Raw genomic sequence first — 20,503 nt, forward strand, 5'->3', positions numbered from 1 at the left:
TGTTGAAATCAATACTTGAAAATCCACTTATACCTTTGATACAGGCTGGCCATAGAAATTGCAGCAATGGACATTAACAGTAAGGTAGCTGGCAATCTGTGTCGCACCGCTCCAAATAAATGAAACTCGAAAAAAGCTGACATAGCCACATAAATCCCTGCGAAAAGTAACCACATTCCATATTTACTCCACTTTCGGAAGGAAAGAAAAGCTACAAAAAGAATGAACAACAAGTAAATTCCGTCCGCAAAGTAGGCCAGCTTTGTCCAGAAAGGAATGAACACAACCACAGGAAAGGGACTCAATAAAAATTGAAAAAAGAGGCCTGGAAAATCCAAGGCCACCTGAAACCAATTGGTCCAAAAAACCTCTGGATAGGTAACTCCTGATTTGATATACTCTAGTCTTTGGAGGTTACGGAAAAGGCTTAAAGCTTCAGGGGTTATTTCAATATTAACTATCTTCTGAGCTAGGAAGTTTAAAGAAAAGTAAGCGATAGGTATCAATGCTATAATTAATGCAATCAAAACTCCCCTCCTAAGTTTTAAGCTAAATAAGTACTTAGCAAAGACCAGAATAAAGAAATAAAGAAGCAGTTGAACTCGAAGAATACCTGCGAGGATCACACCTAGAATCAAGAAAATATTAATCGCGTTTTTCTTTGTGAGACCATAAAAAAAGAACCCAAGAGCCAAAACAAAATAACTCTCTCTTAGGGGTGTGAAGGAATACACTATAACCGTAGGGGAAAAGACACCCAAAATCAAAAAGAAACGCTGAATCCAGACATCTTTAACCTGGTAAAATCGATTAAATGCTCCTGCCAGCAGAGTCAATCCAACATGAAAGAAGCAGATGTTGAAGATGAAATAATTGTAAATGGAGTTTAAAGAAAGCTTATAAATGGGAACGGCCAAATACTTATACCCTATCCTAACTCCTATGGATTGCTCTTGCGGGGTTTGACCAGTTTCTAAAATTTTGGTAAATAAGTTTGTATCTGGAAAGAAAGGAATCAGTTTAAATTTATAATCAATTAAACCCACCAGGAGATAAAAAATGAGCAGTCCGAGAAAGTGAAGATTGATAAACTTATCGTCCTCCAAGAGAATCCTTTTCGCAACAAATACAAGAAGAAAATAAGCAAGGATTAAATAGAAAGGAATGGTTAAAAAGTCCCAGAACTCTATATTTTCATGATAAAGTTTCAATTTAAATACGATTTGATCTGACGATTCCTGTAAATCCTGTATGTACCATAACTCAATACTTTTCTCAACCGCGATGGTCTGTTCATAAATTTTGTGTAAAGGTGCTCTACATACTTCAGCTCTCTGGAAATTTTACCAGTCTGAGTGTCCTTGATTTCTGCAATAAGTTGTTGAAACGCCTTAGTATCCGATTCTTCAAAAACCTCTTCAAATCTAAAGTATAAGTACAGTAATAATCCTTGAAGGTTAATCAAGTCTCCAGCCCTTAGGTTTTCTTTAATCCGGTAAATAAAAAAAAGTCCTTGGTCAAGTAGAAAACGCCGTTTCTCAACTGACATTTTCTGATGGTATTCAGATCTCCGATAAAAGCTGGAAAGAACATCAGCTTTGTCAAACCCAAGTTTAATCCCAGGTCTGGAAAGTGCTCGAATATGGAGATCGACATCTTGGAAACGCTGTAATCCAACGTCAAATCCTCCGAGGTCCAAAAAAAACTCTCTCTTCCAAATTGTACTATTAATGTTCCAAGGGATGAAGTATTCTAGAAACATTTTTAAATAATCTTTTGAATCCAGATTCTTATTTAAGTTTGGGAAAAACTCTTTGGCAAAAGAAGTATCCGATTCAAAGGTCCCGGAATTATAAATGACTAAATCCTGACAAGAATAGCCTTTTAATCTATGTTCAAGGCATTCGGCACTTAGTAAATCATCCCCATCAAGAAATAAGAACAGATCACCCTCACTTTCCTTTGCGCCAAGGTTTCTACAAGAGTTTGCTCCCTTTGGTAGTTCTGGATTTCTTTCTAGGAATTTAAACCGTTTATTCCGGCAGAATGACCTTGCTATTTCTTTGGATTCATCTTCTGATCCATCATCTACCACTATACATTCCCAATTCTTGTAGGTTTGATTTTGAACAGAATCGAGTGTTTCAGTCAAAAATTTGGAGTTATTAAAAACGGGAATAATTACAGAAACTTTCAACTCAATCCTGAGCTTTCAGCAGAAAGTATGCTCTGAGGTAATAAACAAAAACGGTGATAAGCCCAAACACAAAGCCTAAAGCAAAACAGAAAGCAAGGGTAATGAGCCAACGAGGTGATGAAGGTCTGTTTGGGATAAAGGGAGGCTCAATTTCAGTAAATATCGGTTTCTGACTATTTAGCTCTATTCTTGCCCTTTCAAGCTCTTGGGAGATCGTCCTGTACAATTCAAATTTCAAATTGTAGTCTGAATTCAAATTTTGTTCAATTGCTTTCTGGCTTTCCAAATAGATGCCTTGGTTTCTTTCTCGGAATGAGGTCAAAGTAGCCTGTGCTTCTTTAAAATTCTCTTCACTTTTTAAGTGCTGCTCTTCTAAATATTCGACTTGACCTTTTTGCTTTTCCTGAAGATACTCAGTGGAATAATCGATCAATAATTTCTGAACCAAAAGAGAGAATTGATAAGCCAATTCAGCCTCAGGCATAGTCACTACAATGGTTAAAATTCTGCCTTCAGCTGAATAATTAATTCTTTCGGCCATTTGATATAAAATCAACAATTCTAATGACTCATATTTTGATTTCACAGCAGGTCTGCTTTCCAACCTTGCCTGATCATCGATGACTGTGGGTTCATCAAAGACAGCCATGGGCCTCTTCAGAAACTTGGCGATATAATTTCCCGGCATGGTCTCTACCATATATTTAAAAATGGTCACTGAGTCCTCATAATTTCTGGACTTAACTTTAGAATTAATCAGATCCTCGAGGTAAGGTTTGCTCTGTAAAATCACTGGATAGAGTGCGGGATCCAGAGTAGAAGTCCCAGTGACTCCACCATTTCCAAAACCAGCTACAGCGGCCAAAGAACTTAAGCCTCCAACATCGTTTCCCTCTTGAGTTTCCACTAAGAGTACCGAGGTCGTAGAGTATTCCTTCGGCGTGGTATAGTAATAGACAATTCCCATAAGGAAAAACAAAGCCATAACAGCAAAGAATAGGAACGCCTTTTTCTTTGCCATGACGTAAAGGTTCACAATCGTGAAATTTTCCTCCTTGAGAATTTTTTCTGTTTGTTTATCCATCTTATAAATAGCTAGGCCAAATTTTAACTATTGTCTTTCAGCTTTTTTTAGCCCAAACTGAATCTTCAGGATTTCTAAAATCCCTTGAATTTCAATAAACCAAGTAGCAAAAAAAAGTTCGAATCTTCGTTTTGAGTTGAAATTCTTATAGTTCAAAATAGAAATTCTCGGTCTGCCCATAACCAGAATATACTTTAGTTTTTCCAAAAAATTATAGTCTTGATATTCTCTGAAATAAAATCCTCCTGAAGTTCTCTTCCTTTTTTTAGCGATTTCAGAAATACTTAATCGTGCAGGATGTGCTACTACTACCTCTTCTCCATATTCAAGCTTAAAACCTGAGCTCACCGCTCTTCTCGTCCATTCAAAATCCCCTCCTGAGAGGAGTTGTTCTTTGAAAGGACCAGCAGTTTCGAAAACCTTTTTCTTAACAAATAAATTAGCTGTTACGCTCTGTGACTTTTCAAGAATATTCTTTTTTTGATTAAAGGCGAAGGTTCTTTCAAAATCATAGGCTAGCTCAGTTCCATCTTGTTCTTTAAAAACTTCGACTTTGCCACCAATCAGGTCTGCCCCCTTTACAAAAATCTCCTTAGCTTTTTCTAGCCAATCCTCAGAAGGCAAGCAGTCAGAGTCCGTAAAGGCCAAGTATTCACCATTTGCCATACTTGCACCAAGGTTTCTGCAGGCATAAGACCCAGGAGTCGGTTGGTTAAAAACTTGTGTATTTGCCGAAAGCTTCAAAGAAACTGGAATGGGAGTATCTAGTGAATTATTAATTATAAGTATCTCAAAATTAGACTCTTCTATATTCTGAGATTGCAAGTGGCTATAGCACTTTTTAAAGACTTCCCAATTCTTATAAACTGGAACAATGACAGAAAATGTCATCAAGACTGGATTTCATCCAGAACTCGGCCCCACATGTCTACTGATTTTTTCTTCTGAATGGCAGCGTTTTTTTGGAGACTATTTTTAACCGTTTCTCTAGATTCAGCATCCAAAATGATCGCAAGCTTTTCATTCAAATAATCGCTGTCGTTTTTCACTTCGCAAAGAGCATTAGAGTATTCATAATCAGCCAAAAGCTCTTGGTATTTATGACTCCAACCAGTTGAAAGACAAGGAACCGATTGACATAGGGCACTTACTAAACCATGAAACCTACTGGTAATTACTGCTTTAGAATTCCCAATAATCCCTTTTACCTTTAATGGATTCTGCTGCATTAGAACCTCAATAGGGTTCTTCAAAACACTATTTATTGCTTCCGCAATTTGAGCATCATGTGCACTTTCATGAATCAGAAAAAAAGGTATCTCTCCTTTATCCTGCAGCAATTCGATGGTTTTTCTTAAGTAATCGAGATACATTTTCTCAGCATCCTCTTCTCCAGTTTCGGTCATTTTTTGATTAGGAATAATTCCAATCTTCTTTGAAAAATCCTTTTCGGGAGAAATCCCAGAAACTAGATTAGTGAAATCCGGAGCCTCATGAATGGAAGCATAGTTTCCTAATCCCATCAAATGAGATTTAGAGACTGAATCTCTAGCAAAAACTAAGTCGGATTCCTCAAGAATAACCTTCATTTTTTGCTTTAGGTCTTCATCTGAAAAAGGACCAAAAGCCTGAGGAAGTAGGATAACTTTTTTTCCTTCTTTTTTCCAAGATTTAATATGATCAGCAGTGCGTTGGCCTGCTTTTTTTGCACCCCATTTGTCGCCATATGCGAAACCTGAAGCATCTAGTATCACATCAACCTTCTTTTGTTTAGCCAGACCTTTCCTTTTCAGAACTCTGGAAGGAATAGCATCAAAAACAGAGGTTAAGTTGACTCCTTTCTTTATGAAATTCGCTTTCCGAAGAATATGGTTTTCCTTCAATTTTTCCACAGGAACCCTTGAGTTTGCTTCCATCACAAATTCAACATGCTCAATCGAATCAGACAATTTCTCAGTAATGGCATGGAGCATTAATTCTGCCCCCTTGTTAACAAACTCTACTCCACGAAGCTCTATTAGCATCAGTTATAAACTCTAATTTTTTCTAAAGATCTCTTTTCAGAATAAGGCACCTTACCTTCAGGATCCGGATAACCCACACCTATACACATCACCGGGCGATCATATTTCTTTAGGCCTAAGAACTCAGACATTTTCACCTCTCTATCTTCTATATCAGGCCAGTTTATTGGACAGCTTGAAAGTCCCAATGTTTCTAATGCCAGCATTAAAGACATGTTCGCGAGAGAAGCATCTATATAAATTAAATGCCTGTCTCGTTCATCGAAATACGCGTCCAAATGTCCTACCACCACAATAAAGGTTTGGATGGAATGTGCATACCCCTTGGTTCCCATAGGTAGGTTTACTGCCTCTGAGACCAGCTTTGGGTCATCTAAAACCCTGTAAGTGAAGGGTTGTCTGTTACAGGCGCTTGGGGCTTGGATCGCAGCGGTGATTGCTTTGTCAATTAATTCTCTGGGAACTGGTTTTTCCAGAAACCATCTCACAGATCTTCTCTGCCGGTTTAACTTATAGAATTCTTCAAATGAAATATCCGAAAAGCTTTCCCAATCTCTTTGGTAAGGAGTAGAAGATGCTGATGGTTTCTCGTCCGATTGAAGTTTTTTTCTAAAAGCCAGATAACGGTCTTTTTCTTTATCAATTACCGGGTGTGATTCTACCACTGAAAAATATTCGTCCAAAACGTCGGAGAACCACTTAGTCTGTTTGGAATCGGCAAGGACTAAATCACTGCTCATCACACCGATGTAACTGTTATTGGTTTCAGTGATGTAGTTGGTAGCGAAAACGGGTTTTCTAGGCCGCATGATAAGCCCCTTCTCAAGTCTGTGAGTGTTTCTCACTAACATGAAGTAATTGGCATGCTCATCCTTAGAGTTTCTCAGGTGATCAACTTTACCTGCTAAAACACTTTTGAGCTCCCGTCTAAAACCAGGGTTAAAAACCGTGTAATAAACCCCTGCAAGAAAACCCGATTTGTAAAACCAAAACGGCATCTTCTTTTTGACCAGTTTATCCCACTCCGAATTTATTCTTCGAAAGATCTTGCCGATCATTTGTAAGAAAAGGACTTTTTCATTCGAATCTCTGAATATTGGGCTTTGAGTTCACTTCCCATCATCATCCAGACGATTATCAGATAACTTGCAAGCATTAAGATCCCAGTTATCACAAAGTTCAAGTTGAGATAATGGAAAAGGAATTCTCCCATTGATATGGAAACCAATAGAGATAGAAGGGTGACCTTCAAAGAATCCAGTAATTCGCCAAAAGAAATATCTACCAGCTTTTTCAAATAGATCTGCGCAATAATTACACTGGCTATTTTATTGAATAAAATAGCATAAGCAGCCCCTACGATTCCATAATAGTAAACTCCAATGGAAATGGCCGGAAGAAATAAGAACAAAGCCTTAAACAGCTGGATTAAAAATTCGAGTTTCGCCTTTCCCATCCCACGAATCAGAACAGTGTTACTATTCACCATCATGTGGAAAATAACAGAAATGGAAATGATTTGGAGTGGTTCCACCGTCTCGGACCATTTGGCCCCAAAGAAGTTAAAAATAATCGGTTGAGCCAGGACAAATAATATTCCCATCAATGGATTCACCACAAGACTGTTGTACTTAACTACATTAAGGTAGTATCGTTTCATCGAGCTTTTATCGTCCTGCGTTTTCCCATAAATGGGGTACATCACCTTATTCATGATAGACATGAGCTGACTTCTGAATGTATCAGTCAAAACGAAAGCAAGTGTATATGCACCCAGCGCACTTGCACTCAGCAACTTACCAATAAGCAAATAATCAACTTTGTTGATGACATTATTGGCAAGGCCTGTACCCATGGTGTAAACACCAAAGCCAAAGATTTCTTTAAACGCCTTTTCTGACCATTGGAACTTTGGCAGCCAATAAGTAGCTCTGAAATAAAGCGGAACTGCGATTATAAATGTAGTCAGGGAGTTCAGTACCAGTGACCAAACCCCGGCACCCATCAGTGCTAAAACCAAAGCAAAAACCCCAGATGTTACCGAGGAAACATTTTCAATAAATGCTATTTGCTTGAATTTTAGGCTTCGGTATAACTTTGCCTTATGAACCAGATTAATTGGTCCTGAAAGAATGCTTAAGGACAATACCGGAATGATTTGTGCCAAAATTGGCTCATCATAAAAGCTTGCAGCAAAAGGACTCACTACAAAAACCATTAATTGGAAGATTATCAGTGACCAAATAACTCCCGTCCAGAATGCTGTATTAAAATGAGCTTCTTTTAATTTGGTTTCCTTTTTCTGAATTAATGCTGCCCCAAAACCAAGGTCATTAAAAATCCCAACAAAGCTTGTAAAGACCACAGCCATTCCCACCAAGCCAAACTCCTCCGGAAAAAGAATCCTTGCAAGAACCAATTTAATGATGAATGCGAAGGATTTATTTATCAGAACCTGAACTGAGTTCCAAAAAACTCCAGATAAAATATTTTTCTTTTGGCTGGTCAAGCTACTGCTGAGTTAAAGCTGAATATTGTACAAAATCCTAACCAAATTTCTATTTCAATATAAAAAATAAGGCACTCCCCAATTAGGGAGTACCTGGTTTCTAATTATTTAGAACCAATGCTATACACCTGATAACCTAGTGTCTTCAGGTATTTCTTATCATAAATATTTCTACCATCGAAGATAACTTTATTCTTCAAGAGTTTCCCCATTGCCTCCCAGCTAGGAATTCTGAATTCAGACCATTCCGTCACCAAAAGTAACGCATCTGCATCAACTAATGCATCATACGCGTCCTTGCAGTAAGTCACCTTATCGAATAAGTAGTGTTCTTTTGCCTCCTCCATAGCGACTGGATCATAAGCTTTTACTTTGGCACCAGCTTCCCTCAACTCATCTATAATTACTCCAGCTGGAGCTTCTCTCATATCATCTGTGTTTGGTTTAAAGCTCAAACCCCACATAGCAAAAGTCATCCCTGAAAGATCTTCTCCAAAATGAGCTTTGACCTTATTAGCCAGAACATGTTTCTGATCATCATTCACATCTTCTACCGATTGAAGAACACGTAGGTTGTACCCATATTCTCTTGCGGTTCTGATAATTGCCTTCACATCTTTAGGAAAACATGATCCTCCATACCCAACGCCTGGATAGATGAATTTATTTCCAATTCTTGGATCCGACCCTATACCTTTCCTTACCATATTTGCATCAGCACCTACTAATTCGCAGAGGTTAGCGATGTCATTCATGAATGAAATTTTAGTCGCCAGCATAGAATTAGCGGCGTATTTAGTCATTTCAGCAGAAGGGATATCCATGTAAATAATTCTATCTCCACTCAGCTGGAATGGCTTGTAAAGTCGTTTCATGATCTCTTCAGCACGCTCATCATCTACTCCTATGACGATTCTATCTGGCTTCAAAAAATCATCAACTGCAGCACCTTCTTTTAAGAATTCAGGGTTTGATGCAACAGCAAAAGGCAAGTCAGAATTTCTTTTTTCAAGAGCCTTTTTAATAGTTGCACGAACTTTTTCACCAGTAGTAACTGGCACAGTACTTTTTGTGGCTACCACAATGTAATCACTCATTTTGGCCCCAATCTCATCAGCCACTGCCAAAACATACTGAAGGTCAGCAGACCCATCTTCTCCAGGAGGGGTTCCTACTGCAATAAAGGCAACAGAGGCTCCCTGAATAGCTTCACCTAAATCTGTGCTGAAATGAAGCCTTCCGCTTTTATGATTTCTAACTACAATTTCCTCTAAACCAGGTTCATAAATCGGCATGATTCCCTTTTTCAGGTTATCAATTTTCTTCTGGTCAATATCCACGCAGGTAACATCAATTCCCACGTCAGCAAAACATGCACCTGAAACCAGGCCTACATATCCAGTGCCTACTACTGCTATTTTCATTAATTAAAAGTTGTTTAAAGTATTATTGGATTAGTCTATCAACAAGTATTCCCAAGGTTGCCAGACTAGATGCCAAACCAATCCAGCCGGCTGCACTTAACCTGTTCCTTTCGGGTTTTTGAGGTACAATGATCTCTGCACCAGGCTCAAGATTTGGATAAAATTTGAGCCCAAGGAAACTATGCGTGCGCTTGGCATCACCATTTGCATAAACTACATAGGTTTTTGACCGCCGTGCACTTTCAGTGAATCCACCTGCCCTGGAAATATATTTCTTCAAACCTTGATTCTTTATAAACCTAGTACTGGTGGGGAGAAGCACCTCTCCTACCATTCTTACTGTTTGTAATTCTTTTGGAATCTGAATAATATCTCCCTCCATCAAAATCAAATCTTCTTCAGATCCGGGGTTTGCCATAATTCTTTCCAAATCTATACCCACAAAATCCTGCTCATTCATTCTCATCTTCACTAATGTAGAATCTGCGGAAAGAGAGTCTAATACAGATAAATTCTGGAAAAGTTGTTCCTGAGCCTGTTCCCTCTCACGAAGTATTTTTTCCATTTCCCGTTGAGTAAGTTTTCGGTCTACTCGGTCAAAAAGAATTGCTTCTGCCTCATTATTTTTCCTATTGTAATTAGGGTCCAAGCTTTTCTTTATCTCATTGAGCAATTGCTCTTTTCGTTCTTCCTCAGTTTGATCCTTAAAGTATATCGTTCTCCGGATAAGACTAGCGCCTTTCGGATAGGCATATTGATTCAGACCACCAGCTCGTTTAATCACATCAGAAATTCGCTCATCCCCACTGGAAATAGCAAAATCTCCTGGATAGACCACTTCACCACGGATAGTGATTAGCTGCTCTCTCTCAAACCCCGGGCTTCTTCGAATAAACACATGATCAAACGGTTGAAGAGGAAAATTCTTTTCAGCCTCCGTAAGACTCAAGTCTGGGTCAATGGTCAAAGTTTCAATCTCTGCAATCTTTCCAGAGCTAGCATCTCTTACCCTTCTGGCAATTTCTATTGAGGAGTTTGAAGCAGATTCTAGCATACCGCCTGATCGCAAAATAAGGTCACCAACGGTCATTTGTGAAGCATATGGATAGGTCCCTGGATAGTTCACCTCTCCTGACACTTTCACATAATATTCCTCTTGGATATCATAGCGACTTGGGATAAAAAGTAAATCCTCATTCTTCAATTTCACATCCTCTACGCTTCCAGATAGAATACCTGCCAGATCCAAAGATTCCGCAGCCAAAGTCAAATCTTCACTCGTCCTGTACAAGGTGGCCCTATTTGTAAAAGCTTCAGGTCTTAAACCTTCTGCTTTGTTAATCAAACCCATTACAGTTAACTCTCCCCCCTCTAATGAATATTCTCCAGGTCGATTAACGGACCCTGATATTTGGACCCGATTCGAAAAACGGTCTAATGCTTCACCAATAAGTATTTCGTCACCATCCAAGAGAATAAACTGATCAAATTCTTCAGAAGGTACATCTACAACCTTCCGTTCATTATTCTCTATTCTTCTGATCGTCACCCTATCCTTGTACGCTAGGCTTGTGAAACCTCCAGTGTAGATATAGAGGTCCTCGAGTTTCTCACCAGGTCTAACTTCAAAAAAGCCTTCTCGCCTCACTGGGCCAATTATTTCTACTCTGGCTTCCACAGGTGGCACAATGATTACATCATTATCCTGGAGATTAATATTAGCAGATTGATCCCCTTTCGAAAGGAATTCATAAATGTCTACTGTAGTTACCAGTTTGGAATCTCTGTAAACCTGTATTTTACGGAAAGCTCCATTCTCATTGGGTCCTCCTGCTGCATAAAGACCATTAAATACGGTTGCAAAAGAAGGCAAGGTGTAGGTTCCTGGCCTTGTCAATTCACCCACCATTGAAACTTTGATGGATCTTATATTCCCTAACCGAATATCTAAGAAAGCTGATGGGTTTGAACCATTAAGTCCAGAATAAATTCTTCCAAGTTGCGATTTCAATCTTGCTTCAGCTGCTGCCACTGTGGAACCTCCCAGTTGGATAGGGCCAAGATTTGGTACAAAAATTTTCCCTTCAGGGTTTACAATCAAATCAAAGGCTGCCTGAGAAGTACCATAAATATCGATGAGTAACTGATCGCCCGATCCAATTACATAAGAGCTCGGGGTAGGAAGGTTAAGGCTGGGACTAAAATCCAGATTTTGATTATGGAAGAGTTTGAACCCAAATATCTTTTTCTGAAATGGAGTCAGATCATAATAGGGATCACTTCTCCTAAGTGAATCAAAGAGTAAATCCTGCTCCTCCCCCTCGAGAGATCTTCCTTGAAATGAATTCGACAATTCTCCCTGTGGAGATGTGCTCGAAAGTAAATCCGTAATCCGAGTTCTAAGCTTAGAGGCTTCCAGCGAGCTCATCCCTCTTTCCCTAGCCAAAACATCGATTCGGTCAGGAGAAATTCCTTCTGCCTGAGCCCTACTTATCAATTGCTCTATCTGAGCATCAGATAAGTTATCAACCTTTAAGTTTTGGATATCGCTTAAGCTCTGAGCAGATGCCACATGTACAATCAGGACCAAAATAGAGACTAATAGAACTCTAAAAATTGGTGCTTTAGGAAATACGAATTTTCTCAAAATAATAATCTTGTTTCGATCAAAAACAGCGCTAAGTTGCAATTTTAATCCGAAAATAAATAGGCTCTTCCACAGCTTCGCCCTTTCAGTCACAATATGACCTAGCATTTTAGTGTCGAGTTCCTCTAAAGGAGACCCTATTTTTCGAAAAGGACCAGACCCCGATCCTTTACTCTTTTGTTCACCAATTCAAATTTCACCTTCCTGTCAATCATCTTCTGAAGTCTTGTGGATAGGTATTTGATATAGCGATCATTTAGTTGATCACCACATACGCAGACATCAATCTGACCTGTGTCCTTTCCTTCAGCAATATCTCCAGTTAGAACCACCTGATCTACGTCTCCCATCCTTGATAAAATCTGCTCAAGCAGATCATCAAGACCGAGATATTTCCGGATGATGTCCTGAATGCTGTGAAAGAAAGGATGGGCTATATTTGCCTGGTAAGTGACCTTATTTTTATCATTTTGACGGACCAAAATTCCTGCTCCTGTCAAATGATTTAGCTCTTTCCGTATGGAGTTAGTGGATTCACCAAATTCATCAGCTAAGCCACGCAAATGACTCTGATTATTTGAGTTAACAAAAAACTTTACTAATAACCTCAATCTGGTTTTTGAGGTGATTAAGGAATCCAGCATAAAAATCACTCCTCAAGTGAGTAACAAAGGTACTCAATCATGGAAAATACAAAACTATTTAATCGAAAAATTTAAGCTAGGGTCAACCCCGATAAATATTATCAGGAGCCGGGGTAAATACTTTCCTGAAAGCTGATCCAGTCCATGCGCTCAATCCCCCAATAATGAAGCCTAAAACTCCTGTAATAGCCACCAGTGTCATTCCTGACCCCACTCCTATTAACTCAGCCATCTTTTGAGGCAAGTCACTCCCGCTATAAATACTGAGGTAAAAGCTTTGTCCTACCCACACCAAACCCATACCTAGTGCACCAGCTAGAAAAGATACAAATGCTGGTAATCCTATAAAAGCCGAAACTATTGCAATGAAAATCATAACCACCCAGAATGGAAAGAAAGGATTAATGATTCCAACAACTAGAATAACAAGAAAGGTTAGTCCAATAAATTTCATAGTGATCAGTTAAATGTGGTAGTAAAAAGAGCGCCCTGAGTATCATCAAGGCTTCTAAGTGAAAAATCTATATACTCGCCTTTAGACCAGCGGCTTATCATATTCGAATAAAAGCGACTTCCTGGATTTCCAGACTGTCCCCCAGGATAAATTCCATAAGCATTTGGTGTTTCCCCGAGTTCTACAACCATTCGCCAAGAAGCTCCATGTCTTTCGCTGGTCGCATTAAGAATCCCTCGACCACCTCCTGTGTATATATTGGTTACCGAGAAAGATTCAAACTGAGGCACCAAGTGGCGAACGCTCGTTCTTTTATAGTTGGCCCAGGAATAATCCCCCTCTTCACTTTCCCATTCTGACATGGTTTCAACAAGTTCTGCAAAACCTGCATTGACATGGGTTGCCGCCGTTTCAGTTTCAGAAGTATTCTTATGATCAAAAATTTCTCCCTGCGGTTCATTTTTTAACAACTCAACCATTTGGTAATTATTCGGTGTGGTTACCAATGCCTCCCATTCGTACCACTCCTTCCAAATTTGATCATCGATTTTATCCCACCAGATATAGAATAAGGTTGGCGCTTTTTGATTTGGATCTGCGTAGAAATCCCAGGATTTGAGTTCCTGAAGATATTTCTTAGCCACATCCGAATTAAATTTCTCCTCGTCGAGTAAATCTAAGATCACGGGTAAAGCTTCTGCAGCGTGTAAATAATAATCGTCGAACTGTAAGGCTTTCATATCATCAACCGTGATATCATCCATTCTTCGAAGTTCGTTATTAAGCCTACGGTTTCGGTAATGCTCATAACTTCTGTCCCAGACAAAATACGGGTATGAAGGGTCCACCGGATGTTGATTTGCCGAAGAAACAAATCCTCTTTCAGGATTCAGTGTACTCGCATTTTGATCAAATGGAATGTAAGCCTGCCAATCCATCAAAGGATCTGCACCATCCATGAAAAACCTTCCCTGTCCTTCCCATTTTACAGGAAATTTGCCCTGAATTCGCATGGCGATATCACCATCCTTAGCGGCGAAAACGAAATTCTGGGGAGGGGCTATATAATTATCTAAGGCATCGTTGTAATCATCGTGATTCTTAGCTTTGTTCATCAGAATGAAGGTCTTAACTTCTTGTGACTCTTCGTGTGCGGTCCATTTCAAGGAAAAGTTCACATCCTGTCTATCTGATCTAAAGGATTTATCATAAACTACCGGACCATAATGGGTATATACTACAGTATCAATGAATGCATCTTCACCTTTAACTTTTATTTCTTCAATTCTGAATTCGGTATCCCTCCACTCATCGCCATATTTATACTGGGTTCTACTTTCATCTTTGAAGGTGATTTTGTACCAATCTCTCGCATCCTTGGTCGCATTAGTTACACCCCAAGCGATGTTTTCATTAAATCCTGAAATAACCCCGATTGCCCCAGGTAAAGTAGCTCCTTTAACGCTGTGATTTGGAGTGGTTAATTGCATGGAATACCAGATCGATGGAAGATTCAGACTTAAGTGAGGATCATTGGCGAGAATAGGCCGACCACTTTTAGTTTTGGATCCAGAAACGGCCCAGTTGTTCGACCCTATTCCTGGTTCTGGTTGTGGAAGGGGGTCCATAACCAAAAGATCATTAGGATAAACCGTAGTATCAGGACTTTGAACTTGAATGGGGTCAAAATCCCAAATCCTTTCAGCCTCAATTACTGGATCATTGTCTTTTGGAAAATAAGGAAAAAGCTTATTAACCATCTCTTCCCCTAAAATCTTACGTAGATTAGAAAACTGAAGGTCTGAATCCCCCATCAGCATATCGGCCATATATTTTAAAAGCAATGCTGATTTATATGGAGTCCAATGTTCTGGTCGATAATTGAGGATTTTATATTCAACAGGAAGTGTGGCATCTGTCAATCCATCAATATACTGATTCACTCCATCAGAGAAAGCTTCAAGTATCGCTTCAATTTCCGGTTCGGAACTCATTCCCGCCAGACCCTTCTCTGCACCAAAAGCAAGACCTTTTCGCCTATTCATTCGATCAAGCTCAATGGCGGCAGGCCCTACTATTTCTGAGATTCTACCAGCAGCCGCATGAGTTTGAAACTCCATCTGCCAAAGCCTATGTTGGGCTGTGATGTATCCTTGAGCTCTATAAAGGTCCAATTCATTCTCAGCAAAAACGTGAGGAATCAGGTCTTCATCATAGATTACCTTTACAGGAGCTGATAAATTATCTAGGTCTATTTCCTTTTCAGCGATTTGGTCTTCGCTAAGGGTATTTTGCCAAAAACCATGATTTGGATCCAGGAGTCCAGCCAAAGGAGGAACAGAATCTATGGGCCGGGAAATCAAAAATGCCAAACCCACCGAAAGGATGAGCGAGACAATCAAAGAGAGGTACTTCATTAATGTTGTTTTGGAGTATTTCAGACAAAAATACTGAATAGATTCAATCTCAAAACCCTACCCTCTGCTTTTTTGATTTTTAACGAAAAACGCCTCTAAAAAGAGGCGCTTAATTATTTAATACTGATAGGTAGAGTCATTTTCTCCCATTTGACAATGATTCCCGGATCGGCTATCTCAAAGGATAGCACTTCCTGACTTTCCGTACCCATGCTAGGAGTCACTTTGACCCGAAGAACATCATTATTCTCGTTGTACTGGAAATGCCCGTGCTCCAAGTCCCAATCGGAATTAAAAATCACTGTCCAGGCTTGATTTTCCTTTGGAATCGTAAAAATCGAATATTTCCCAGGCTCTAAAACCTTTCCCTCCACTTCGATGGCTTCGGTCACTTCTATATAGGTGGCCTCATTTGCACCTGTTCTCCAAACCACATTATAGGGTACTAGATCTCCCCAAACTTCCCGTCCTTTAACAGATGGAGCCCCATATTGAAGTTTAACGGATTTACCATTAATCTCACCGGAGATTTTTCTTAATGGACTTGGCCGTTGTTCTTCTTCCGACATGGTTACTTCTTCCTCGGAAGTGCTTGAATTCGTAGATTCAGCTGATTTAGGATCACATCCCGTGATGCTTGCTGCTAAGGCCAAAGAAGGTAATATCAGTTTAGATTTTTTCATGGTGTGTGGTCTGTTTAATAAAATTCATACAGCAAAATCTTTGCCCTAATTAAAATTAGACAAAATTGATTTTTAAAAAACTCTTGGTATAATCATTGAAGAGAAACGTTATCTAAAATAGTATTGTTGCCTAAAAAATTCTAAAAAATTAGGCTTCTGCCTTACCATTTCTTTTTACAACTTGCATACTGATTCAGCGTTTTATTTGCTTAAATGAGGTATTTCTACATTGCCATTGGTATCCTAAGTCTGGGAATGTTTTCCAGTGTTTATATCTCACCGGAGCACTTTCCATACGTTGGGTTGATTCCTTTTTTTATTCCTGTTGTTTGGCTTCTGAATCTACTTTTGCTTTGCATAGCCATATTGTCCTGGAGAAAATCTGCTTTTATACCCCTTATAGTTTTACTGATAGGCTACAGATTTGTGGCTATTACCTTCCAGCTAAACCCAAAAATAGAATCAACTGAACCTACTATTGATGTATTATCATACAATGCACATCTTTTCGATTATAAAAGAAGGGTAACAGGTGGTCCATTCGACCCTAATGTATTTAAATGGATTCAAGATCATCCTGCTGGTGTAAAAGTCTTTCAGGAATTTTATAACGATGAAACCTCTTCCAGTCGCAATGCTCTGAAAATTCTGGGAGACGATATGGGTTTAGAATATAGCTATCAGGTGATTGATGGGAATCCTGAGAAGCGCTCTTACGGCCTAGCTATTTTTTCGAAATACCCAATTTTGAATGAAGGGAAAATCTTTGATAATCAAAAGTCAAACGGAGCCATATTCGCAGATATTCTGGTAAATCAGGACACTATCAGGATATATAATTCTCACCTTGAGTCTATGAAAATAGATTCTGATCTACTTGAAAACATTGAAGGTGTACGTGATAATTATCGCCAGACCCTAGGCAAACTGCACCGCGGGAGCCTTACCCGAAGCCGGCAACTCAAAGTTTTAGTCGAGCATATTCGCTTTAGTCCACACCCTGTCATTCTCTTGGGTGATCTCAACGAAGTCCCCTATTCATATACCTATTTTAAGCTTTCTGAAAGCCTGGTAAACGCCTTTGAAGAAGCAGGCAGAGGTTTTGGTTTCACCTATAATCGTATCCTTTTCTTTCTTAGAATTGATCATATTTTTAGCTCACCTGAATTAAAGGCAGTTGACTTCAAAACTCACAGAGAGGTGGATTATTCCGATCACTATCCGGTCTCTGCGTCTTTCAATTTTGAATGATTTTTTTCCTCCCAAACCCTTTTCATAGGAAGGAGCAATACTGGCAATAGTATCAAATCAGCCAATAGTGCAAAAATGAGAGAAAGAGAAATAAGCACCCCTGTGAAGTAGGTAACCTCGAATTGACTAAAAGTGAGGACAGCAAAGCCTGACACCAATACCAAAGTAGTCAATACAATGGCAAAACCAGTTTCTAAAAAAGTTCTCTTTATGGCGTATAAAAGGCTTTTACCCTGATCCAACTCAAGCTTCAGCCTTGTCATAAAATGTATACTATCATCTACGGCTATCCCAAAAGCGACCGAAAATAGGATGGCTGTGGATAGTTTAAATTCAATCCCAGTTAAAAACATAAATCCAGCCATCATAATTAATGGAAAGAGGTTTGGAACTAGGAGGATAAGTGAAATTCTCCAGGAACGAAATAAAATACCCGCAATTAAACCCACCAGGAAAAAAGCAACACCAAGACCTCTCACCATTTGCCAGGTGACGGATTGATGGCCTTGATCAATCAAAAACGAAGTCCCCGTCCATCGTACCTCTAGGACTTCAGGGTCAATGTTTTCGGCAAGAAATTGAAAAAACTCCTTTCTTTTCCTCTCCATTTCAAAGCTGCCCAAATCAGGTAAGCGACCGGAAATTCGAGCAGTTTTTAGATCATCTGTTAGGTATCCGTCTCCAACTTGACGAACAACCCTTGGCAAAAACCTCCTTAACCTCTGAAATTGGCCCTCACTTGGTAAGGAGTAAGCGTTTAGGCTTCCCTGATTTTGCGCTTGATTCAAGGTTTTCACTAATGACACAGGGGAGATAAACCTGCGCTCACCGAACAATCTCACTAACTCCTTTTCAATCTTTTCGATTTCTTTCAGCGTTTCTAATTCAAAAAGAGTAGCCTCTTCACCCAGGCTTTTTACTTGAATTTCCAAAGGATTGGAACCACCATATTGAGAATCGAAAAAGTTCAAATCCGCTTGAATGGGATGATCTTTTGGCAAACTGTCCAGAAGAAAACCGTTGATTTTTACTTGGCTCGCTAGCAATAGAAACAAAACCGAAATACCTAGAAAACCATAGGCAATCCCTTTTCTATTTTCCAACACTCTTTGAAAAATAGCAAGAAGGATGGTTTTCTTAGGTGGTCTTCTAGTCACCCCAAGGGTGACAGGGAAGAAATGAAGAAGCCCGGGAGTGATGAGAATAATTGCAATAAATATCACAAAAATTCCCAGTCCTGTGCTCAATCCAAATGACTTAAGAGCTGGAATGGTGGTAAAGTAAAGTGAAATAAAACCCAAGCCTGTTGTTAAAATCGTCAAGCCGACAGGAACGAATAATTCCTTAAACACCTCTTCTATAACTAGCTCCTTTTCTTTAGCTCTTAGCCTTTTAGCGAGGTGCGTGAAAAAGTGGATCAATGCACTCATACCAACAATCAGAAAAATGGTAGGCTGCATTACCGACATCACATCTAATGATCTGCCTCCAAGAATGATTAAAGCAAAAGCCCATGCAACCCCAATAGAAAGGATGAAAATAGGAATCAAAACCCCAGACCAACTCCTGTAAATTAAGGCTAGAACGATAAGTATCAGAACGAATGAGATACCCAAAAACAAACTAAATTCAGACTGCATGAGCTTTACAAAATCACCTTGTGCCTGAATTTTGCCTGCAACTGCCAAAGGCTCTATTGCATTATCCTGAAAAGCTTTTTTAATTTGAGTGTAAACCAGATCTCCATCTTCCTTGCTGATATTTTGTTGATTTTTCACCAGCATTAAAAAGCTCTCACCATCAGCAGAGACAAGCCCACTTCGATAAAAGTCTAAATCATCTGAAAATGAGGCCAGGCTTTTAGCAGACTCCCAGCTTAACACAGGTTGATAACTTACTCCAAAAACACCAATCAGAGGTTTTTGTGCATTTAAAACACTTATCACGGTATCGACCCTTTGAATATCTGCTATTTGATTTTGTAGGGAGGATGCCTTTTCCAAGAAACCTTGATTCAACCAAGGTCCTTCTGGGTTTCCAATAGCCAAAAGGAGATAATCATTATCATTTTCAAACCTTTGTTTAAAGCCTTCATAAAAATCAAGGTCTTCATCATCCTGAGGAAAAAACTGCTCAAAGTCGTATTCAAATTCAGGCACAGGTCTCATCAAGGCAATTCCAACCCCTATCAGCAAGGCTAAGGCAAGAAAAAAATAAGATGTACTTTTTTTAAACATCAAGCGGGAAATCAAAGCGAGACAATATTCGTCAAGTATACAAGGAAAATCAGAGCTTTGTTTTCCTTGGGTTCCTTTTCTTAAAGAGACTTTCTATCTTGCCTGTCCAACCCAAAACATTCAAAAGTACATGCAGCAATATCATGATCTGATGCGCAAAATCCTTGATGAAGGAATAGTCAAAGGAGATAGAACGGGTACAGGAACACGAAGCATTTTTGGACATCAGATGAGATTTGATCTGTCCGAAGGATTTCCACTTGTTACCACAAAAAAACTTCATCTTCGGTCCATCATTATCGAGCTTCTGTGGTTCCTGAAAGGGGATTCAAATATTGGCTATCTCAAAGAGAATAAGGTTTCCATTTGGGATGAATGGGCAGATGAAAATGGTGATTTAGGCCCTGTTTATGGCTATCAATGGAGACATTGGCCAGATGGAAATGGCGGAGAAATTGATCAAATCAAAAACCTGATCCATAACATCAAAACAAAGCCGGATAGCAGAAGGCATATTGTGAGTGCATGGAATGTGGCTGACGTTGACCACATGGCCCTTCCTCCCTGTCATACTATTTTTCAATTTTACGTGGCGGATGGAAAGCTTTCCTGCCAATTATACCAGAGAAGTGCGGATGTATTCCTTGGGGTTCCGTTTAATATTGCCTCCTACGCTTTATTCACCATGATGATCGCACAGGTCTGCGATTTGAAACTTGGAGATTTCGTTCACACCTTCGGCGATGCACACTTATATTCTAATCACATTGAGCAGGCGGAATTGCAGCTCACAAGGGATATCAGGCCTTTACCACAAATGAAAATAAACCCTGATGTCAAGGATATTTTCGAATTTAAGTACGAGGACTTTGAACTGGTAAATTATGATCCTCATCCACATATCAAAGCTCCCGTCGCAGTCTAATTAAACT

At 39.4% G+C, this 20,503-nt stretch carries 16 protein-coding genes; 2 read left to right on the forward strand and 14 right to left on the reverse strand.

The genetic code is table 11. From position 1 onward, the window contains the following. Nucleotides 1-8 precede the first annotated feature (8 nt). The 13 genes from QVH07_RS11390 to QVH07_RS11450 all read right to left on the reverse strand — a co-directional run bounded on the left by QVH07_RS11390 (nucleotide 9) and on the right by QVH07_RS11450 (nucleotide 16,083). Complete coding sequence (locus tag QVH07_RS11390; RefSeq protein ID WP_290000470.1) at nucleotides 9-1,211, reverse strand: hypothetical protein; 1,203 nt, start codon at nucleotides 1,209-1,211, stop codon at nucleotides 9-11. After that, entirely contained in the window at nucleotides 1,208-2,197 is a 990-nt protein-coding gene (locus QVH07_RS11395; RefSeq protein WP_290000472.1) for a glycosyltransferase family 2 protein, read from the reverse strand. The genes QVH07_RS11390 and QVH07_RS11395 overlap by 4 nt, the downstream gene beginning before the upstream one ends. 1 nt (nucleotide 2,198) lies before the next feature. Next, the gene (locus QVH07_RS11400) at nucleotides 2,199-3,281 is read right to left on the reverse strand and encodes a Wzz/FepE/Etk N-terminal domain-containing protein (protein WP_290000473.1); all 1,083 of its coding nucleotides are present in this window, start codon (nucleotides 3,279-3,281) and stop codon (nucleotides 2,199-2,201) included. 27 nt (nucleotides 3,282-3,308) lie between these two features. Then, nucleotides 3,309-4,172 carry a glycosyltransferase family 2 protein gene (locus QVH07_RS11405; protein ID WP_290000474.1) on the reverse strand — a complete coding sequence of 288 codons (864 nt, stop codon included), beginning with the start codon at nucleotides 4,170-4,172 and terminating at the stop codon, nucleotides 3,309-3,311. Beyond that, complete coding sequence (locus QVH07_RS11410; protein WP_290000475.1) at nucleotides 4,172-5,305, reverse strand: polysaccharide pyruvyl transferase family protein; 1,134 nt, start codon at nucleotides 5,303-5,305, stop codon at nucleotides 4,172-4,174. Before QVH07_RS11410 ends, QVH07_RS11405 begins: the two co-directional genes overlap by 1 nt. Then, the gene (locus tag QVH07_RS11415; RefSeq protein ID WP_290000477.1) at nucleotides 5,305-6,363 is read right to left on the reverse strand and encodes a nitroreductase family protein; all 1,059 of its coding nucleotides are present in this window, start codon (nucleotides 6,361-6,363) and stop codon (nucleotides 5,305-5,307) included. Before QVH07_RS11415 ends, QVH07_RS11410 begins: the two co-directional genes overlap by 1 nt. Further along, nucleotides 6,360-7,814 carry a lipopolysaccharide biosynthesis protein gene (locus QVH07_RS11420; RefSeq protein WP_290000479.1) on the reverse strand — a complete coding sequence of 485 codons (1,455 nt, stop codon included), beginning with the start codon at nucleotides 7,812-7,814 and terminating at the stop codon, nucleotides 6,360-6,362. Before QVH07_RS11420 ends, QVH07_RS11415 begins: the two co-directional genes overlap by 4 nt. Before the next feature lie 104 nt (nucleotides 7,815-7,918). Then, on the reverse strand, nucleotides 7,919-9,238 hold the full coding sequence (locus QVH07_RS11425; protein WP_290000481.1) for a UDP-glucose dehydrogenase family protein: 1,320 nt from the start codon (nucleotides 9,236-9,238) through the stop codon (nucleotides 7,919-7,921). 22 nt (nucleotides 9,239-9,260) lie between these two features. Further along, nucleotides 9,261-11,885 (reverse strand): SLBB domain-containing protein, encoded by a 2,625-nt coding sequence (locus QVH07_RS11430; protein ID WP_290000483.1) that lies wholly within the window; start codon nucleotides 11,883-11,885, stop codon nucleotides 9,261-9,263. Between the two features lie 137 nt (nucleotides 11,886-12,022). After that, nucleotides 12,023-12,448, reverse strand: a complete 426-nt coding sequence (locus tag QVH07_RS11435) for an ArsR family transcriptional regulator (RefSeq protein WP_353890988.1) — start codon at nucleotides 12,446-12,448, stop codon at nucleotides 12,023-12,025. A 163-nt stretch (nucleotides 12,449-12,611) separates the two neighbouring features. After that, on the reverse strand, nucleotides 12,612-12,983 hold the full coding sequence (locus tag QVH07_RS11440) for a hypothetical protein (RefSeq protein ID WP_290000486.1): 372 nt from the start codon (nucleotides 12,981-12,983) through the stop codon (nucleotides 12,612-12,614). Between the two features lie 5 nt (nucleotides 12,984-12,988). Then, nucleotides 12,989-15,400 carry a penicillin acylase family protein gene (locus QVH07_RS11445; protein ID WP_290000488.1) on the reverse strand — a complete coding sequence of 804 codons (2,412 nt, stop codon included), beginning with the start codon at nucleotides 15,398-15,400 and terminating at the stop codon, nucleotides 12,989-12,991. Between the two features lie 113 nt (nucleotides 15,401-15,513). After that, nucleotides 15,514-16,083: a DUF2911 domain-containing protein gene (locus tag QVH07_RS11450; RefSeq protein WP_290000489.1), complete on the reverse strand. Its 570-nt coding sequence runs from the start codon at nucleotides 16,081-16,083 to the stop codon at nucleotides 15,514-15,516. 213 nt (nucleotides 16,084-16,296) lie between these two features. Between QVH07_RS11450 and QVH07_RS11455 the strand changes: the two genes are divergently transcribed. Further along, a complete protein-coding gene (locus QVH07_RS11455) occupies nucleotides 16,297-17,334 on the forward strand; it encodes an endonuclease/exonuclease/phosphatase family protein (RefSeq protein WP_290000491.1) in 1,038 nt (345 codons plus the stop codon). Here the strand turns inward: QVH07_RS11455 and QVH07_RS11460 are convergent. Next, nucleotides 17,301-19,571, reverse strand: coding sequence for an efflux RND transporter permease subunit (locus QVH07_RS11460; RefSeq protein ID WP_290000492.1), 2,271 nt, complete (start codon nucleotides 19,569-19,571; stop codon nucleotides 17,301-17,303). The genes QVH07_RS11455 and QVH07_RS11460 overlap by 34 nt on opposite strands. A gap of 130 nt (nucleotides 19,572-19,701) precedes the next feature. On the opposite strand from QVH07_RS11460, the gene QVH07_RS11465 reads away from it, so the two are divergent. Beyond that, the gene (locus tag QVH07_RS11465) at nucleotides 19,702-20,496 is read left to right on the forward strand and encodes a thymidylate synthase (protein WP_290000493.1); all 795 of its coding nucleotides are present in this window, start codon (nucleotides 19,702-19,704) and stop codon (nucleotides 20,494-20,496) included. The last annotated feature ends 7 nt before the right edge of the window (nucleotides 20,497-20,503 follow it).

This window comes from Algoriphagus sediminis (genome assembly GCF_030403435.1).
Classification (GTDB): Bacteria; Bacteroidota; Bacteroidia; order Cytophagales; family Cyclobacteriaceae; genus Algoriphagus; species Algoriphagus sediminis.

What these genes read in the sequence shown, in the direction of transcription:
- QVH07_RS11450 (WP_290000489.1), bottom strand. Translation starts at nt 16,083, where the DNA reads ATGAAAAAATCTAAACTGATATTACCTTCTTTGGCCTTAGCAGCAAGC.
- QVH07_RS11465 (WP_290000493.1), top strand. Translation starts at nt 19,702, where the DNA reads ATGCAGCAATATCATGATCTGATGCGCAAAATCCTTGATGAAGGAATA.
- QVH07_RS11440 (WP_290000486.1), bottom strand. Translation starts at nt 12,983, where the DNA reads ATGAAATTTATTGGACTAACCTTTCTTGTTATTCTAGTTGTTGGAATC.
- QVH07_RS11405 (WP_290000474.1), bottom strand. Translation starts at nt 4,172, where the DNA reads ATGACATTTTCTGTCATTGTTCCAGTTTATAAGAATTGGGAAGTCTTT.
- QVH07_RS11410 (WP_290000475.1), bottom strand. Translation starts at nt 5,305, where the DNA reads ATGCTAATAGAGCTTCGTGGAGTAGAGTTTGTTAACAAGGGGGCAGAA.
- QVH07_RS11425 (WP_290000481.1), bottom strand. Translation starts at nt 9,238, where the DNA reads ATGAAAATAGCAGTAGTAGGCACTGGATATGTAGGCCTGGTTTCAGGT.
- QVH07_RS11460 (WP_290000492.1), bottom strand. Translation starts at nt 19,571, where the DNA reads ATGTTTAAAAAAAGTACATCTTATTTTTTTCTTGCCTTAGCCTTGCTG.
- QVH07_RS11415 (WP_290000477.1), bottom strand. Translation starts at nt 6,363, where the DNA reads ATGATCGGCAAGATCTTTCGAAGAATAAATTCGGAGTGGGATAAACTG.
- QVH07_RS11445 (WP_290000488.1), bottom strand. Translation starts at nt 15,400, where the DNA reads ATGAAGTACCTCTCTTTGATTGTCTCGCTCATCCTTTCGGTGGGTTTG.
- QVH07_RS11455 (WP_290000491.1), top strand. Translation starts at nt 16,297, where the DNA reads ATGAGGTATTTCTACATTGCCATTGGTATCCTAAGTCTGGGAATGTTT.
- QVH07_RS11400 (WP_290000473.1), bottom strand. Translation starts at nt 3,281, where the DNA reads ATGGATAAACAAACAGAAAAAATTCTCAAGGAGGAAAATTTCACGATT.